Raw genomic sequence first — 2,480 nt, forward strand, 5'->3', positions numbered from 1 at the left:
TCTCGACACCGCGCGCACGCACGAAATAATGGAATTGCTGACCAGGCTGAACGCCGAACTCGGCCTCACCATCGTCATGGTCACGCACGAAGCCGACGTCGCGGCATATGCCGGGCGCACGGTGCGCTTCCTCGACGGCCACGTCGCTTCAGATACAGCGAAAGCCGAGGCCATGATTTGGGAAACCGTCCGCCTTTCGCTGATTTCCATCCGCCGGAACGTGCTGCGCTCGTTCCTGACCCTGCTCGGCATCGTCATCGGCGTCGCCGCGGTCATCGCCATGCTCACCATCGGCTCCGGCACCACCGAGAAGGTCAAGGCCGACATCTCGAAACTCGGCAGCAACCTGCTCGTCGTCCGCTCGGGCCGTCCGGCAGGGCCTGGCGGCCCGGGCGGGCTCGACCAGGTCACCCGACCGCTGGCCACCAAGGACCTCGAAGCACTGGTTGCCCATCTCAGCGGCGCACGCGCCATCGCACCGGCGTCGCAAAAACAGGTGCGGGTCATCTTCGGCACGGAGAGCCTGACGTCGGGCGTTACCGGCACCGACAGCGCCTATCTCGACGCGCGCGACTGGAAGCTGGTGTCGGGCCGTCCCTTCAGCGATTCCGAGACGCGCGCCGGCGCCGGCGTCTGCCTGATCGGCGAGACGGTGCGGCAGCAGTTCTTCGGCGCCGGCGATCCGGAGGGCGAGACGATCCGCGTCAACCGCACCTCCTGCCGGATCATCGGCCTGCTCGAGCCGAAGGGTTACACCGGCTTCGGCCAGGATCAGGACAATGTCGTGCTGATGCCGCTGGCCGCCTACCAGCGGCGCATCGCCGGCAACCGCGACATCGACTCGATCTACATCGCCGCCGACGACAGGACGCCGACCACCGAACTGCAGCCGCGCGTCGAGGACATCCTGCGCGACACGCGCCGCATCACGCCGGACCGCGATGCCGATTTCTCGATCCGCGACATGACCCAGATCGCCGACGCCATGGCCAGCGCCACCACCACCATGACCGGCATGCTGGGTGCCGTCGCCAGCGTCAGCCTTCTGGTCGGCGGCATCGGCATCATGAATATCATGCTGGTATCGGTCACTGAGCGCACGCGCGAGATCGGCATCAGGCTGGCGATCGGCGCGCACGAAAAACACATCCTGATCCAGTTCCTGGTCGAGGCGACGGTGCTGTCGCTGGTCGGCGGCATCATCGGCATCCTGATCGGACTGGCGCTCGCAGGCCTGGCCTCGGCGACGTTGACGATACCCTTCGCGCCGAGCCCGGCGGTCATCCTGCTCGCCGTCGGTTTTTCGGCGCTGATCGGCATGGTGTTCGGCTTCTTCCCGGCATTGCGCGGCGCGAGGCTCGATCCGATCGAGGCGCTCAGGCACGAGTAACCGCCGCGTCGTCGGCCCGTGACCGAGTCAAACCAGCTCGTTGGCGAAATGCCACTCGATCAGCGGCTTCATGTGCCCCATCAGCCCGACCGGCAGGTCGGTTGCGTTGCGGATGATGACCGGACCTTCGATCTCGGGCTCCGCTTCAGTTGCAACGAAGGCGCTGATGCGCCCCGCAAGCTCTTCCGCCGGCTCGGGAACGTGATAGCGGCGGAAGATCACCGTGCCGCTCGAAGTCGACAGCGCATAGTAGCGCTGTCCGCGGGCGGCGCCCGACAGATCGATCCCGGTTTCCTCGCCCACCTCGCGGATCATGTTGAAATCGATATCGACGACGCCGTCGCGGAAATCGATCGGCTCGAAGGAGCCGGCGGCGAAATAGACGCGGCCAGCGTTCACCGTGTGCGAGCCCATCCGGATCGCCACCAGCGCATTGTCGCCGGCAACCAGCACGGCGTGCGCATAGGCATGTTCGGCGCCGCTCAGCTCCCGGTTTTTGCGCCACAGCATGAAAGTCGAGTACTTCACCGCATGACAGCGACCGATGAGCCGGCTGTCGCGATAGCTCAGCGCTGAAAGCAACACCACGGTGCCGTCATATAGCGCCGGCTTCATCTCCATTTCGCGGCGCCAGTTTTCCGCGATCGCTGTCTGATTGTCGCGCTCGAACGGATGCGGGCTGGCAACGAGCCGTACGTCGACCGCGTCGACCGGCAAAATGACATTGCGCGGCAGGTCGAAGCTCACGGGCTCAGGCCATGTCCAGGTTGATCACCACCGGGCAATGGTCGGAGGCCTTCGGCCTGTCCCACCCGGCACGCGGAAAACGCTCGACTTCCTGGCCAGGCGGAAAGATGGTGCGCCAAGGCTGACCGTTGCGGATGATCTCCGGAACCGCGGTGGCGTTCTTCGCCGCCAAGGCCTTCGACAGCAGGATATAGTCCAATTGGCACAAATGCCGCTCTTGCGGGCCGCGCGTGTGATAAAAACTCCAGCGGTCCATCTCGGGCCGCCGCTCGACGACATTTTCGCAAAAGCCGCCGGCGGTCAGAACGTTGATCGAGGACTGCGCTTCGTCGACGACCTGGAA

Annotated in this window: 2 protein-coding genes and 1 pseudogene; 1 reads left to right on the forward strand and 2 read right to left on the reverse strand. The window is 65.2% G+C overall.

All coding sequences use genetic code 11. The features are described 5' to 3' along the window. The first annotated feature begins 172 nt into the window (after positions 1 to 172). On the forward strand, positions 173 to 1,390 hold the full coding sequence (locus EOA75_RS31815; RefSeq protein ID WP_127326068.1) for an ABC transporter permease: 1,218 nt from the start codon (positions 173 to 175) through the stop codon (positions 1,388 to 1,390). 27 nt (positions 1,391 to 1,417) lie between these two features. Here EOA75_RS31815 and EOA75_RS31820 read toward each other — a convergent pair whose 3' ends face one another. Further along, complete coding sequence (locus tag EOA75_RS31820; RefSeq protein ID WP_127326067.1) at positions 1,418 to 2,137, reverse strand: hypothetical protein; 720 nt, start codon at positions 2,135 to 2,137, stop codon at positions 1,418 to 1,420. A gap of 4 nt (positions 2,138 to 2,141) precedes the next feature. Next, positions 2,142 to 2,480 (reverse strand): annotated as a pseudogene (locus EOA75_RS31825) (endonuclease); the annotation flags it as partial.

It is taken from the genome of Mesorhizobium sp. M1A.F.Ca.IN.022.07.1.1 (genome assembly GCF_003997575.1).
Taxonomy (GTDB): Bacteria; Pseudomonadota; Alphaproteobacteria; order Rhizobiales; family Rhizobiaceae; genus Mesorhizobium.

Coding starts and splice junctions, on each gene's coding strand:
- EOA75_RS31815 (WP_127326068.1), top strand. CDS start 173: ATGATTTGGGAAACCGTCCGCCTTTCGCTGATTTCCATCCGCCGGAAC.